At 39.7% G+C, this 13,413-nt stretch carries 13 protein-coding genes; 5 read left to right on the top strand and 8 right to left on the bottom strand.

The genetic code is table 11. The annotated features are described in order from the left end of the window. Positions 1-92 precede the first annotated feature (92 nt). Positions 93-2,219 (bottom strand): DNA helicase RecQ, encoded by a 2,127-nt coding sequence (gene recQ / locus MHB45_RS11650; RefSeq protein WP_072273801.1) that lies wholly within the window; start codon positions 2,217-2,219, stop codon positions 93-95. 379 nt (positions 2,220-2,598) lie between these two features. Then, positions 2,599-3,432, bottom strand: a complete 834-nt coding sequence (locus tag MHB45_RS11655) for a 3D domain-containing protein (protein ID WP_072273075.1) — start codon at positions 3,430-3,432, stop codon at positions 2,599-2,601. A gap of 257 nt (positions 3,433-3,689) precedes the next feature. Between MHB45_RS11655 and MHB45_RS11660 the strand changes: the two genes are divergently transcribed. Genes MHB45_RS11660 through cotJC form a run of 3 tightly spaced genes read left to right on the top strand, consistent with a single transcriptional unit; the run spans position 3,690 to position 4,773 of the window. Further along, a complete protein-coding gene (locus MHB45_RS11660; RefSeq protein WP_048679115.1) occupies positions 3,690-3,923 on the top strand; it encodes a spore coat associated protein CotJA in 234 nt (77 codons plus the stop codon). Beyond that, on the top strand, positions 3,924-4,190 hold the full coding sequence (locus tag MHB45_RS11665; RefSeq protein ID WP_048679121.1) for a spore coat protein CotJB: 267 nt from the start codon (positions 3,924-3,926) through the stop codon (positions 4,188-4,190). Positions 4,191-4,203: 13 nt separating this feature from the next. Beyond that, positions 4,204-4,773: a spore coat protein CotJC gene (gene cotJC, locus MHB45_RS11670; RefSeq protein ID WP_048679126.1), complete on the top strand. Its 570-nt coding sequence runs from the start codon at positions 4,204-4,206 to the stop codon at positions 4,771-4,773. Between the two features lie 151 nt (positions 4,774-4,924). Here cotJC and MHB45_RS11675 read toward each other — a convergent pair whose 3' ends face one another. The 3 genes from MHB45_RS11675 to MHB45_RS11685 all read right to left on the bottom strand — a co-directional run bounded on the left by MHB45_RS11675 (position 4,925) and on the right by MHB45_RS11685 (position 8,087). Then, on the bottom strand, positions 4,925-6,262 hold the full coding sequence (locus MHB45_RS11675; RefSeq protein WP_340907879.1) for an IS1182 family transposase: 1,338 nt from the start codon (positions 6,260-6,262) through the stop codon (positions 4,925-4,927). A 300-nt stretch (positions 6,263-6,562) separates the two neighbouring features. Further along, the gene (locus MHB45_RS11680) at positions 6,563-7,435 is read right to left on the bottom strand and encodes a CvfB family protein (RefSeq protein WP_340907880.1); all 873 of its coding nucleotides are present in this window, start codon (positions 7,433-7,435) and stop codon (positions 6,563-6,565) included. Between the two features lie 121 nt (positions 7,436-7,556). Further along, positions 7,557-8,087 carry a response regulator transcription factor gene (locus tag MHB45_RS11685; protein WP_081088623.1) on the bottom strand — a complete coding sequence of 177 codons (531 nt, stop codon included), beginning with the start codon at positions 8,085-8,087 and terminating at the stop codon, positions 7,557-7,559. Positions 8,088-8,214: 127 nt separating this feature from the next. Here MHB45_RS11685 and MHB45_RS11690 point away from each other — a divergent pair, with 127 nt between their 5' ends. Beyond that, complete coding sequence (locus MHB45_RS11690) at positions 8,215-9,405, top strand: alanyl-tRNA editing protein (RefSeq protein ID WP_072273077.1); 1,191 nt, start codon at positions 8,215-8,217, stop codon at positions 9,403-9,405. Between the two features lie 91 nt (positions 9,406-9,496). Here the strand turns inward: MHB45_RS11690 and MHB45_RS11695 are convergent, their stop codons facing one another. Both MHB45_RS11695 and MHB45_RS11700 read right to left on the bottom strand, forming a co-directional pair. Next, a complete protein-coding gene (locus MHB45_RS11695) occupies positions 9,497-9,910 on the bottom strand; it encodes a hypothetical protein (protein ID WP_048683456.1) in 414 nt (137 codons plus the stop codon). Positions 9,911-9,988: 78 nt separating this feature from the next. Continuing rightward, positions 9,989-10,180, bottom strand: a complete 192-nt coding sequence (locus MHB45_RS11700; protein WP_034307314.1) for a hypothetical protein — start codon at positions 10,178-10,180, stop codon at positions 9,989-9,991. 141 nt (positions 10,181-10,321) lie between these two features. Here MHB45_RS11700 and MHB45_RS11705 point away from each other — a divergent pair, with 141 nt between their 5' ends. Beyond that, complete coding sequence (locus MHB45_RS11705; protein ID WP_048683460.1) at positions 10,322-10,843, top strand: GNAT family N-acetyltransferase; 522 nt, start codon at positions 10,322-10,324, stop codon at positions 10,841-10,843. A 41-nt stretch (positions 10,844-10,884) separates the two neighbouring features. Here the strand turns inward: MHB45_RS11705 and MHB45_RS11710 are convergent, their stop codons facing one another. Continuing rightward, complete coding sequence (locus MHB45_RS11710; protein ID WP_237766608.1) at positions 10,885-13,143, bottom strand: HelD family protein; 2,259 nt, start codon at positions 13,141-13,143, stop codon at positions 10,885-10,887. Positions 13,144-13,413 lie beyond the last annotated feature (270 nt).

Raw genomic sequence — 13,413 nt, forward strand, 5'->3', positions numbered from 1 at the left:
TTAAAGGAGCGAAATTTCACCTTTTTATCATTCCTAGTATACGCATTAAACCAAATTCTTATTTATTCAATGAAGAAATTATCCATAAAACCTTAACACCTTTCGTTTTCCAGCCCTGCTTTAACCAAGATCGCTTTGATCATAAAGTAGGAAATATGTTCGGGCAGAGCTTCTTTAAGTGGTTTCAATTTTTCTGAATCCAATTGTTTCGCAGTTTCCAAAACAAGATTGAACTCTTTATCCAAGAAAATATCATCCCATTTAATATCCAGGTTTTCTTCTGCACACTTTAATAAATGATTTTCAATTGAAATGGAAGACAGCCCTCTCAATGCCCCTATTTCCTTGATTGATTTGCCTTCCTGATATAAGCGATAGCTCTCTAAGTGAGATGGTTTAGTCGATCGCTTTACCATTTCCTTTGTAATCATAGTATTCGTATCTAATTCAGGATGTGCCTGTACATACTTGGAAATACCTTGTAAGAATAGATTTCCGAAGCGTTCGAATTTCTGTATGCCTACCCCTTTGACTTCCAGGAATTCCTCTTCAGTCCTCGGCAGTTTGAGGGCCATATCTTTCAAAGATGCATCGGAAAAAATAATGAATGGAGGTACATTTTCCTTGCTTGCCAATTCTTTTCTTAACTGTCTTAGCTCTTCGAATAATCCATGATCTGCGCTGATGCTGCTTACTTTTTTTATTTCCTTACGCAGGACTTTTTTCTGTCCCAATAGCACTTCCCTGCCTGCATTGGTAACCTTGAGTACCGGAAACTGGCCGCCTATCATTTCTATGTACTGTTTTGCTGTCAGGAAATCAATGAAATCACCAACTTCCTTCGCAGTTTGATCATTGATGATACCATAGGTAGAAAGCTTCTGGAATCCGAACTCTTCAATTTTCTTATTGCGTGATCCCGTAAGCACTTGGGAAATCATCGTTTTACCGAATCGCTCACCCATTCGCAACATGCATGAAAGGACCATTTGTGCCTGTGTAGTTACATCAACTGAGTCACGTTTATCTGTACAATTTTCGCAATGACCGCAATCTTCAGGGTTTTTTTCTCCAAAGTATCGCAGAATGAATGCTTGCAAACACCCTTCGGTAAAACAATAATCCTTCATTCTGTTCAATTTCTTCAATTCCTGGGATTGCCACTCCTGAGAGGGATTTGATTGATCAATCAAGAAACGCTGTATCTGCATATCCTGAGGGGAATATAAGAGGATACATTCACTATCCAAACCATCCCTCCCTGCACGGCCCGCTTCCTGATAATAACTCTCCATATTCTTTGGAGTTTGGTAATGGATGACGTATCTAACATTCGACTTATCGATTCCCATCCCGAAGGCAGATGTCGCTACCATCAAGGGAACGTCATCACGAATGAATTGATCCTGCTGTTCCGACCGTTCTTTTTCATTCATGCCAGCATGATATCGACCTGTTTTGAATCCGGCTTTAATAAGCTTGGCATACAAGGAATCGACTTCTTTCCTGGTGGCTGCATATATGATACCCGATTCATTTTTGTTTTTCTCCAAATAGCGCATTAAAAACCGTCCGCGATTTTCTTCTTTCACAACGGAAAAGAACAGGTTATCTCTAGAAAATCCCGTGGAAACTGTATGCTGTACAGATATTCCTAGCGACTGACATATATCATCGGTCACATGCGGTGTGGCAGTTGCCGTTAATGCCAGTACAGTCGGAGCAGATGGCATGTTTTTCAATAAGGTTTTGATTTTTAAGTAGCTTGGCCTGAAGTCATGACCCCATTGAGATATACAGTGAGCCTCATCAATGGCAACCAAAGAAATTTCCACATTAAATAGATCCTGTTGAAATGAAGGATTTTCCAAACGTTCAGGTGCCACATAAACCAGCTTATATCTACCGTGCTTAATATCATTCATTCTATTGGATGATTCTAACCCAGAAATGGAGCTATTAAGAAACGTGGCATCAATTCCATTTTGTTCGAGGGCATCTACTTGGTCTTTCATCAAGGAAATAAGTGGGGATATTACGAGTGTTACACCTGGTAACAGAAGGGCTGGAATTTGGTAACATATTGATTTACCTCCGCCAGTAGGCATGATTCCCGCTGTGTTTATTCCTCCTAAAACCTGTTCGATAATCTGTTCCTGACCTTTTCGGAATGACTCATAACCAAAGTATTCTTGTAAATAATCACGTGCTTTTTCCATCAATTTAATTACTCCTCCTTTTTCCCTTGCAAGGATTTATAAGGATCTATTTCTTTCATTGTACCTGCTTTTCCCGTGAACCAAAAGGACTAAAAAAACAGACACATTATGTTTGTGTCTTCATTTATTTAGGATTTGTACAATTTGGACGTTGATTTTCCTCTCCAGGCACTCCGTTTTCCTTGGGCGGACCGCCCTCGGCGGCTTTGCGCCTGCGGGGTCTCCCCTGGACACGCTTTTCCCGCAGGAATCTCGCACACCCGCTCCAATCAACTTTGTTTTAACTTTTAGATAGAATCCTTTTGTCTACAAACTGAAAGCAGACACAATATAACTGTGTCTGCTTTTTCAATATATAAACATGTTTTGTATGGTTAAATTAATTCAGGATTTGCACTTTAACGTCTTTAACGCCCCAATTCACGGCATCCTGTTCGTTTGGAACAAATATGTCCACTCTATTCCCTTTGATGGCACTGCCTGTATCGGCTGCCGTTGCGTAGCCATAACCTTCAACATAAACCTTTGATCCTAGCGGAATGACTGATGGGTCCACAGCAATCACCTTTGCATCAGGATTAGCTTTCAAGTCCACTCCTGTTGCTGTTGTTCCGCTGCAGCCTTGACAATCAGCCGTATAGGCGGTTGCACTAACAGTAATCTCTTTTCCAGATTCTGCTTGATCTTGGGATTCATTGTTTGAATCTGCTGGTTCCGATTGTTCAACTGGTTCCGATTGTTCAACCGGCTTTGTTTGTTCTGCTGGCTTAGATTGTTCTGCTGGTTCGGATTGCTCTGCTTGTGCAGCTTGCTCTGATTTCTGTGCAGGCCCTACACTTGCAGCTTCGACTTTGTTAGCTGCCGGTTTAATGACAATTTCTTGACCAGGATGGATTGTATCTGAACTTAAACCGTTCCAAGATTTAATATCATTTACCCCTACATCATATTTGTGTGCAATTCCCGATAATGTGTCCCCTGACTTTACTTTATAATGCTCTTCTTGAGAAATATGTATGGTTTCTCCGGCATAAATCGCGTCTGAAGACAAATCGTTCCAAGACTTAATATCTTCTACTGATACTTTATATGTTTGAGATATCCCCCATAATGTGTCTCCATCTTTCACTTTGACATCTTCTGCTTGTACCGGAATTGTGAATGCACCGGATATAGCAGCCGCTGCCGCTAACGATAAGATTGATTTTTTCATATGTTGTTACCTCCTTGTGAGCTGCTTTATAAGCTACGAGTTAAATCTTAACATAGTTTTTTTCTATACAAAGAACAAACAGATAAAGAATAGATGACAAACATCACAGTAAGATAACGGGACTATAACAAGATTTTATAATATTCTGAAAAAACATCTTTTTCCATATAACTCCCATTCTAGGCCAGAGCAGTCATATTATGCATTACCGAGGCATAAAAATTAAAGGCTATATCTTTACAAAGGAGGTATTTTTTGTGACTCGCGAAAAGACTTTTACCCTAGTTAAGTCATATAAACCTTTCCATAGTAAATTCGATCCGTGTCCGCCTATTGGGAGAAAGTATTACAGGACACCTCCTAATTTGTATATTAATTTTCAACCGCCCAATATGGAGCAGTTCACACCGGAAGAAGCTTTGAAATACGGTACACTTTGGAAATTCTTTTATGATTTTTATGATAATCCATATCGGGAAAGGGAGACGTAAATGAATAAGAAACTGGATGATGAATATTATCAGTTGCTTGAACAAATCCAGGCTGCCGATTTCGTACTTGTCGAGTTGACTCTTTATTTGGATACACATCCTAACGACCAGCAGGCTTTACAGCAATTCAATCAATTTCATGAATACTCCCAACAACTGAAATCGGTTTTTGAGCCTAAATATGGTCCATTATTGGGATTTGGAAACAGTCCAGGCGGTGAAAATAAATGGGAATGGGGCCGAGGCCCTTGGCCATGGCAGGTATAAGGAGAGATGAGCTATGTGGGTTTATGAAAAGAAGCTGCAATATCCAGTTAAAGTAAGAGACTGCAATCCTCGATTGGCTAAATATTTAATAGAACAATACGGTGGTGCTGATGGTGAGTTGGCTGCAGCACTCCGTTACTTAAATCAACGATATACAATTCCGGATAAAGTCATTGGCCTGCTTACGGATATCGGGACGGAAGAATTTGCCCATCTAGAAATGATCGCCACGATGATCTATAAGCTTACAAAAGATGCCACACCTCAGCAGATGGCAGCAGCCGGGCTAGGGGATCATTATGTCAATCATGATAGTGCCCTTTATTATCATGACGCAGCAGGGAATCCATGGACCGCCACTTATATCCAAGCAAAAGGAGATCCAATTGCAGATTTATATGAAGATATCGCTGCTGAAGAGAAGGCCAGAGCAACCTATCAGTGGTTAATTGACATCTCGGATGATCCTGATATCAATGATTCACTCAGGTTTTTACGCGAGAGGGAAATTGTCCATTCGATGAGGTTCAGGGAAGCTGTGGAGATTTTAAAAGAAGAAAAAGGTAAAAAGAAGTTCTTTTAATGAAATTCACAATAAAAAAGCAGCGGATAAAATCCGCTGCCCAGTTTGTAGACAAAAGGGGTTCGGAATTAAAAAATTCTGAACCCCTTTTGAAATTCCCTTTGAATTTTCGCCTAAAGTTTAGAGATTGGGGCTCTACGAGCCCACTATGTTAGGCCATTTTTGGACCTTGCCATGTCCAATTGGCCATCTTCTTTAAATTAATGGCAGCGAAAGTAAGCATCGCCTGCATCGACAATTTTTTAAGTCCCCTTAAAGTAGTCCAACGCATACCATGCTTTTCTTTTGCATCTGCGAATACACGCTCAATCGTTTCTTTACGTTTTGCATATATAGGTTTTACATCTTGATGATGACGCAGATGATCTGCTTCTTCCACATGTGTTTGCCAGATATGCCGTGTCACCACTTTTTGACAGTCTTTGCTTTCTGTACACCGAGATAAAAATGAGCATGTTGTACAAATTTGTTTTGGCGATTTGTACTCGCGATAGCCCTCTTTATTTGTTGTTGAGTACTTTAAAGTTTCGCCCGAAGGGCAAAGGTAACAATCAAAATGTTCATCGTATACATAGTCCTGTTTGCGGAAAAATCCTTCTTTGGTGCGAGGACGTGTATAAGGTAAAGCCGGTATGATTTCTTTGTTAAATAGGTAGCTTGTAATCGCTGGTGTTTTATAAGCTGCATCTGCGGCAACGGCTTCCGGTTTTCCAACTTTCTCAATCACTTGTTCAACTAGTGGCTCTAAGATCTGACTGTCATGTGTATTTCCAGGTGTTACAATCGTTCCCAATACAAAACCGTTGCGGTCTGCGGCCTGTTTTGTTCGTTCATCTTTCACATAGTAGCCACTCTCAGAATCCGTTGTACTTTCTTTAATCTCTTTGGTCTCTTCTTTATCAAATTTATCTGGTGGAAAAGGCTTTTTTCCATGGTTTTCACGATCTTGATTGATTTCTTCTTGAAGACGTCCTTGATACGCTCGTGTTTCTTTACGAACGATTTTCTTTTCAAATTTCCGTTTATTCGCACTGGCTTTCACATGTGTGGAATCCACGAAAACGTGTTCAGCACTTATTAACTTTTTATTAGCAGCTGTCATTAAAATGCGATAGAAAATCTGTTCAAACAGATCTGTATCTTTGAAGCGTCGCTCATAATTTTTCCCGAACGTAGAGAAATGAGGTACTTTATCATGGAAACCATAGCCTAAGAACCAACGGTAAGCCATATTGGTTTCAACTTCTTCAATCGTTTTACGCATGGAACGAATACCGAAGGTATATTGAATGAAAGTCAGTTTAACTAAAATAACTGGATCAATACTTGGGCGTCCTACCTCTGAATACATATCTTTCACCAAGTCATAAATGAAAGTGAAGTCAATGGCAGCCTCCATTTTACGAACCAAATGGTTCGGTGGCACCAATTGATCTAAAGTAATCATTTCAAGTTGATCTCGCTGAATAGAATCATGTTTAGAAAGCATCCTCATCACCTCAAGTTTTAATACTTCTATTTTAAAACAAACATGACTCCAGGCAAAAGTGTTCTATCTAAAAGGTAAGACAAAGTTGATTGGAACGGAAGGTACGAGACTCCTGCGGGAAAAGCGCGTCTAGGGGAGACCCCGCAGGCGAAAGCCGAGGAGGCTCCCCGACCGCCCGCGGAAAGCGAGTGCCTGGAGTGGAAATCAACGTCCAAATTGTACAAGCCATAAAAATAGACAAACTCGATTTTCATCGAGTTTGTCTACAGACTGAGCAGCGGATAAAATCCGCTGCCTTTTTCATTTACGATCTGAAGAATATGTCCATCCATCTTCCTGGTAAATCTTTTCTTCTTTCATCAGTTTGCCGAGAGCACGCTTGAACGCTCCCTTGCTCAAACCGAAGTGAAACTTGATATCATCAGGTGATGTTTTGTCACCATAAGGCATTGCACCGCCGCGATTCATTAAATAAGTGAAAATGACATCAGCATCTTCCCCCATTAAATCTTGTTTAAAGGGGATTAAAGAAACGTTAAGCGTTCCATCTTCTTTACTATCAATGACGCGCCCTTCAACTAATTCACCAAGACGGGGCTCCTCCTTGCGTTCACTTTCGTGAATGAAACAGCGGTATCCTTCTTCTGAAATAAAGAATGATCCAACCATAAGCAAACGATAGACATTTCCCTTAATACTGGTGTTACGAATCCCTTTTAATGGAGCTGTTACTGCAATCTCCTGAATGACATCTTCGGTTGCAAGTTTACCAAACAGGCGATCATGACGATCTGTCTTCAGGGATACATATAGACGATCACCAACCTCAGGCCATAATCGATCTATATTCGGAAGGTCGTCAAGGGATACAAGAATATCTTTCGAAAGACCGATGTCAACAAAAACACCAAGTTTCCTTTTCACATTGACAACTTCCACCCAGCCATACTGATCAATCTGAATTTCGGGTATCTTCATTGTCGCTGTTAGCCTTGCTTGTTTGTCATGGTAGATGAACACAGTTACTTCATCGCCAATCTCAAGTTCCGTTCCTTCATTCATTTCATTATGATGAAGTAAGACATCTTCTGAACCATCCGTTAAAAACCATCCGAAATCAGCCTTACGTTCCACTTCTAACTCTACAGCCATGCCGGCCTGAATTTTTTGCATGAATAAAAATCCTCCTGTAACTTACCTTTACCTACAATTGTACCCAATTATTTATTTTTCCAACATATTTGAATTTATCATTTTTTTGATGTTCTGTATACCTATTACGGTTTTTTATTTTTTAACCCTTGTTTTCTCCATGAAATGCCTGCGGGATTAGTATCTGCCCTTGTTTACCGTTAGTTAACAAGGTATGCATGATCACTTTGGATAATTGGCTCGGTTTATAAGGTTTAACTAAATAATCCTTAGCTCCCAAGGAAATCCCCTTCTCCCTTTCGTCAAGTGCAGTCGAAACAAAAACGGGAATCTCATTCAAATCAGCGGATCCTTTTAATTCCCTCAGGATCGCCCAGCCGTCCATCTCCCCCTCTTCAAGAAGGATATCTTGCACAATGGCATCCGGAGGTGAGGATTTTAGCTTTTGAAAAGCCTTTCTACCACTTTTGAAATAGCTGACGTGGAAACCACTGTCCATCAATTCATATTTTAGCAGTTCCGCTAAGTTAATATCATCTTCAATGACCATAATTTCATGGCTCAGTTTTCTTGACTGTCCTTCATTGTTAAGCCCCACTTCTTTTAGAGTAACTCTAGGTAAGGATATGGTAAAGGTACTTCCATGTCCATAAATTGGAAACCATCGTAACATCTCCGCCGTGATTTGTCATAAAGTTTTGCTTTTTTTCCCTGACTAATCTTCTAAAACCCGCGATTTTAAACTCTTGTATTTCGGTGATATAATTTAATGATCAACTGAAAGGAAAAAGAAATCATTCATGACAAAAAAATTGTATTACACGTCCACCAAGACTTCCCAATGGGATACCGAAATTCGGGAAACCATTGTAGAAAATGGCTTTTACTATATCACTCTTGAAGAAACCGCTTTTTATCCCGAAGGCGGCGGTCAGCCTGCAGATACGGGTAAAATAGAAGGAATCACCGTTCTTGACGTTATAAAAGACAATGATGGAAAGATTCTTCATAAGTTGGAGAGACGGCCAGATTCAGAGATCGTCCACTGTGAACTTGATTGGTCCCACCGCTTCGATCATATGCAACAGCATAGCGGCCAGCATCTACTCTCTGCTGTCTGCAAGGAACTTTTTGACTCTAATACGGTCAGCTTTCACCTTGGAAAGGAATATTTAACGATCGATATAATGGCAGGATTTCAATGGGCTGAGGTACATACGGCTGCTGCTGAAAAGCTAGTTAATCAATATATCATCGAGAATCGCGAAATACTTATCTATTACGTGACAAACGAGCAACTACAGACACTTCCTGTCGTCAAAATGCCTAAAGTGTCTGAAAATATCCGTATTGTTGAGATAGAAGGAATTGAATATAACCCTTGCGGTGGAACTCATGTAGGGCGTACCGGTGAGATTGGGTTAATAAAAATTTTCAAAGCGGAGAAGCAGAAGGAGCTTACCCGGCTCTACTTTAAGTGCGGCTTCAGGGCATTGAATGATTATTCCGAAAGTCTAGGAATTCTTTCTGCATTATCGACTAAATTCAATACCGGACGTACAGAAATCCTGAATAGGGTGGAGAAACTTGAAAATGACTATAAGCAGCTGCTATCGGCAAATGAAAACTTAAAACTTGAAAATGCAAATTTTCTTGCTGACTCCCTGCTTGCAGAAAATGGAGGGGGATTCATCTCTCATATTTTCGAAGATAGCTCAATGAAAGAGCTGCTTTACCTTGCAGGTACGATTGTAAAAAAAGAAAAGGTTACCGTATTATTAGCATCACGTAAGGAGCAAAAGGTCATCCTCTCGGACAGCGGGGACAGCCCTTTTCATTGCGGACAATATTTTAAAGCGGAACTGGGCTCCTATAATGGAAAAGGCGGAGGGAACGAACGAACTGCACAAGCAGGCTTTGCGTCACAAAATGACTTAATTGCATTTTATCAATACTCAGTTGAAAAATTAGGTCAAAATCCTCGTGCATAAAACCGATCCGTAATGGATGGCATACTGATGATCATGGAATCATTACTTCTCAAAATTAGAAAAGAGAGGACAGATTACGTCCTCTCTATTTTTATTCTTCTATTTTCAATTTCCCTAACCCGTGTTCTTCAATATGAAGATGATATTTTTCCTCGATCTCCATGATACGTTTAAACGCTTCCTCCTGATTGTATTCATGGTTTTCCGACTCCTCGGCGAACTCTTTCCTAGCCAAATGGTAGGCAAGCTTATCCCTGAACACTCCATCTTCATACTCATTTATGACTGTATGAAGTTGATCCTCCAATTCCCTGCTCAGATCATACATTTCGTAATCCTTTATAAACTGTACTCCTCCCATGCCGAAATCTTTCGCAAAGGAATTGATATACTGTTCCATCTCACTGAATTCTTTATTATCTTCAGTATCGGAAGCAACCCAATATCCGTACTGAACCATTTTGAATAATGTTTCATACTGTTTCTTGGTAAAATTGATTTTCATTGACGATACTCCTTTTCCGGTTTCCTTACAACAAAAAGAATAAACCGCAATGGAATAAAAGTCCAATGCGGTTCATTCTCAATCCAATATTTCTGTTACAGAAAAATATGCTGCTTTTTCCGTATCTACGACATAATGGCAATCGCCTTTAACTAAATTATAATAACGGTGCTTTTGAATATTTGAAATCATTTGAGTTGAATCATCGCCTTCAACCTCATGCTCTAGTTCTTTGCCGCCCGGAAAATAAAAACCAACTTTCAATTTCATCTTTCTCATCCTTCCCTTCATCTGGTTGACCACTCTTTTATTTCTTATCCTTTCTCAAGCAGTTATAAACATAAATAAAATGCTTATTCACTTTTTCCATGATATTCTAGGGGGAAATATGAAAATCTGAAGGTGTTTTTTATGAAGATAAGGAAAGCCATAGAAGAAGATGTAGATGGAATAGCAATTGTACATATAAACAGCTGGAAAACAACTTATAAAGGAATCCTTCCGGATCAATATTTGTCTTCCATGAATCTGGAGGCCAAAAAGAAAAACTGGCTAAGGAATTTAAAGATGCTGCATAATGCTACCTTTGTTGCGGAAAACGCCAATGGGGAAATCATCGGTTTCGCTGCCGGGGGACCAGAACAAACGAATGATCCGCATTTTCAAGGTGAAGTATATGCCATTTATTTTTTAAAAGAATATCAAAAACAGGGACTTGGCCGAAAAATGATAAAAGCGGTCATACATGAGCTTATAAAAATGGAACATAAGAATTTAATAATCTGGGCATTAAAGGATAATCCATCATGCGGTTTTTACAAAGCACTTGGAGGTCAAGTGATAGCTGAAAAAACCGTTAAAATGGCAGGCATCGAGCTTATCAAAGTTGGTTTCGGATGGGAAGATATTCAGGATATCCTTTTGCATCTGTGAGCATTTCACGAGGAGGGTGGAGGCATTCCACCCTACCCCTTTTATGTCTCAATAAGGAAAGCATTTTTCTCTTTACCTAAAAAATATAGCCTGTGCAATGGCCTTGTCATTGTTACGTACAGCAATTTGATATCAAGTTCATTTTCGTGGCAATACGCTTCTTCGAGGGAAATTGCAAATACGACATCGAATTCGAGACCTTTGGCTTGATAGGAAGGAACAATCAATGTTTTATCTTTAGGGATGTTTCCCGCTTCATCTATTAAATGAAAGCCTTGATGGAATTCACTTAGTTTCTCGTTTGCCAGCTTGCAATCTTTCATCGTTTTGGCAATAACGGCAAACGTTTTAAAACCTTCACCTTTAAGGGTTGCGATCAGTTCAATCAGTTCTTCTTCCCAACCTTCCTTTTCAATGTAAATGAATTCTGGATCCTTGCCATGCCGGACCACAGGTTCAACTTCCGGGAAATCGTATGTTAACAACTGAAGTATTTCATTAGCTTGTTTCATAATTTCAACAGTTGTTCTGTAGCTTTTTTGTAATTCAGTATACGTCGCCCGAGGGAAAATACGACTGTGAACCTCATCCCATGTTTGAAGTCCGCGGTATGAATGGATGCCTTGTGCAAGATCGCCTACTAGTGTGAACATATCGGTATCCACTGCCGTCTTTAGGGCCTGTAACTGCATGAAGCTATAATCCTGTGCCTCATCAATGACGACATTTTTTGCTTTGTTTTCTTTATCGACACCGAAAAGCCGCTCCTGAAGATATAATAATGCTCCCAAGTCCTCCAGCTCATAACTATTAGCAGAAAATAATTTATGATTGTACACACATAAAACCCTGGCATCTTCAACAGTAAGCTTACCGTTGCTGTAAGAGGCGAGACGCTCCGGATCTTGGTATAATTCCTGATAGTACTCCAGGAGATCTTTACTTTTAAATTGCTTAAAATACGCTTTTACAGAAGTACGGATTGCCTTTTGGATCTGTCCTATCCTTTCCTCTTTTTTATCGAGGCATTTTATAACAAATTCCTTGCGTATGACTGGATCGATATTCTTATAGAGCGCCTTCTCGATTTTGGCATCATAAAGATCAACAACGCGTTCAAGCATTGTTTTCTTTTTTAATTTCACTTCATTTTGTAAAATGGCCTTAAGTTTGTCCAGCCGGTTGTATAACGGTAAATACCAATAATCCTCTTCCAATAATCTAATGAACTTCTTAGCGGAATAGAGGCGATATTTATCACAATAAAAATCAGCATCCGGATGAAACCCACTGAAAATGTCCTTTATATATTCGTCCAATATATATTTAAAGGCAGGGGATCCCTTCAGACCTGATATCCAGACGGCTGAATTAATTTCTTCATCATCCTTTTCCAGCAATCGCGTTAATTTATCATCCGCTATAAGCTTCACTTGCTTTCCTATCGCTGCCTGAACATATTCGGAAAACGTGAATTGTTTTACCTTTTCGACACCCAATTCAGGTAAAGCTTCAGATATGTAATCAATGAATACCCGGCTCGGAGCAAGAATCATTAATTGTCGCGGATCGAACAAGTCTTTATAGTGGTAAATGAAATAAGAGATCCTATGTAAAGCGATTGTGGTTTTACCGCTGCCCGCTGCGCCCTGGACAATGATAGGTTTATTCAAATCTGCCCGAATGATTTTATTCTGTTCTTCCTGGATCGTGGTGATGATATCCGTCAATCGATTGCTGGAACTCTTGGAAAGGGATTCCTGCAACAATTCATCCGTTGTTGTCAAATCAATGTCCCTTATCTCCTCCAAGACACCTTCTTCTATCATTAGCTGTCTTTTTAAAGTGATGTTCCCGCTGAATGTCTCCCCTTCCGCTTCATATTCTATTTCACCAATCCGTCCCTCATAATACAGATTTGCAATCGGTGAACGCCAATCGACGATGATCTGTTCCTGGCTTTCCCTCTGATAAAGAGATGCTTTTCCGAAATAAAGGACTTCGCCTCTCTCCCCATCATTCCTTTCAAAATCCACTCTTGCAAAGTAAGGTTTTTTACTTGCTTTGCGTAAACTTTCAAGTTCGGTTTTGGACATCTCAAAAAAGTTGGCCGTCGTCAGCAGCTGTGAATATAAGGCTGATTCAGACCAATCGGCGTCGCCAAAAGCTTCTTGCATATTCCGCTGAAATTGATCTTTGCTTGTTTCTGATGTTTTGATGACTACATCGATATAACGTTTTGTAAAATCCAGTCGCTGCCGTTCCTTTTCAAAATCAGGGTGATTACCCAATGAAATCACTCCCCTTCCTTGTATATTGATCAAACTTATTAAAATGCCGATGCTAAGACGAAATGGACATTTATACTATCAGAAAAGCCAATGGTTGACAAATCTGGAGACATAGAATTATATAGTTGTAATGTACCTTCCCTGATATTTCATATAATTCAAAGAATACACGATATATTCCAAATTGGATTTAGGTATGTTGACTTATGCTGAGTCATTCATGGTTATGCCTGTCATCAACTCTTAACATAAATAACGCTAATTTAATGTTTTATCGGA

Source organism: Peribacillus sp. FSL K6-5616 (genome assembly GCF_038008245.1).
GTDB classification, from domain to species: Bacteria; Bacillota; Bacilli; order Bacillales; family DSM-1321; genus Peribacillus; species Peribacillus frigoritolerans.

Bases quoted from the DNA above. Each gene is read 5' to 3' on its own strand.
- MHB45_RS11680 (WP_340907880.1), bottom strand. From the start codon at position 7,435: ATGCAAAAAATTCAGGCCGGCATGGCTGTAGAGTTAGAAGTGGAACGT.
- recQ (WP_072273801.1), bottom strand. From the start codon at position 2,219: ATGGAAAAAGCACGTGATTATTTACAAGAATACTTTGGTTATGAGTCA.
- MHB45_RS11685 (WP_081088623.1), bottom strand. From the start codon at position 8,087: ATGTTACGATGGTTTCCAATTTATGGACATGGAAGTACCTTTACCATA.
- MHB45_RS11700 (WP_034307314.1), bottom strand. From the start codon at position 10,180: ATGAAATTGAAAGTTGGTTTTTATTTTCCGGGCGGCAAAGAACTAGAG.
- MHB45_RS11705 (WP_048683460.1), top strand. From the start codon at position 10,322: ATGAAGATAAGGAAAGCCATAGAAGAAGATGTAGATGGAATAGCAATT.
- cotJC (WP_048679126.1), top strand. From the start codon at position 4,204: ATGTGGGTTTATGAAAAGAAGCTGCAATATCCAGTTAAAGTAAGAGAC.
- MHB45_RS11655 (WP_072273075.1), bottom strand. From the start codon at position 3,432: ATGAAAAAATCAATCTTATCGTTAGCGGCAGCGGCTGCTATATCCGGT.
- MHB45_RS11690 (WP_072273077.1), top strand. From the start codon at position 8,215: ATGACAAAAAAATTGTATTACACGTCCACCAAGACTTCCCAATGGGAT.
- MHB45_RS11675 (WP_340907879.1), bottom strand. From the start codon at position 6,262: ATGCTTTCTAAACATGATTCTATTCAGCGAGATCAACTTGAAATGATT.
- MHB45_RS11695 (WP_048683456.1), bottom strand. From the start codon at position 9,910: ATGAAAATCAATTTTACCAAGAAACAGTATGAAACATTATTCAAAATG.
- MHB45_RS11665 (WP_048679121.1), top strand. From the start codon at position 3,924: ATGAATAAGAAACTGGATGATGAATATTATCAGTTGCTTGAACAAATC.